This window comes from Pseudoalteromonas sp. CO342X, from assembly GCF_004208915.1.
GTDB lineage: Bacteria > Pseudomonadota > Gammaproteobacteria > Enterobacterales > Alteromonadaceae > Pseudoalteromonas > Pseudoalteromonas maricaloris.
Window position 1 is genome coordinate 1 of the sequence record NZ_SGPH01000028.1, and the last position, 690, is coordinate 690.

Genomic DNA, 690 nt, shown 5'->3' on the forward strand with positions numbered 1-690 from the left:
TGGCGCTGACGTCAATTTGATTAGCGATGAGTTCAAAGTTAATCATCATCGCATTTTCAATTAATAAGTAAGTGTTTTTAGTGGTAAGGAGTTAAGTGGTTTTTATTTGCTACTTTAATAACAGGAGCATTTATTATGAATAAGCCTTAGCTATAAGCCCTTGTTGGTCTAGTATTTCTTTCTGACCAAATGATGCTAATACACTTAGATGGGCGAAAATATTTACTTTACTGACATTGTCAATGGTAGGCTGCCCACCAAGAAAAAAAGCGGGTTCAAAAGCGTACATTTCGTTGTATTTTAATTGAGATAATCGAAGTTTACATTTCTCAAAAAGTAAGTCTCCACTCGTATCATCTATATCCAGCGATGTTGGCCTTTTTGCACTAAAGAAAAACTGTATGGCATCGTTTTCTTCTCCAACTGCTATGTCTTCGGCATTACCTTCTTTCTCTAGAATCCAACCGTGAGATGGGTCGATTAGATATTTATGTCCAAATTTCTCTCCCCATAAGAATAGCTCTCCAAAAGCACTGCGAGCAATTACATAATATGTGTCTTGCTCGACGATACCTGTATCTCCAAGCCATGCATCTAAGGTATCATCATAATCATCGGGATTAGTTAACCAAAAAAGCCCTTCCCCGAAACCAGAAAATCCGTATTCACTCCAATATTCTAATAATCTAG

1 protein-coding gene is annotated in these 690 nt (G+C 37.0%); it reads right to left on the reverse strand.

The window, feature by feature from the left end; translation table 11 throughout:
- Nucleotides 1-133 precede the first annotated feature (133 nt).
- A partial coding sequence (locus EXT47_RS13305) for a GAD-like domain-containing protein (protein WP_130126796.1) occupies nucleotides 134-690 on the reverse strand: 557 nt, incomplete at its 5' end.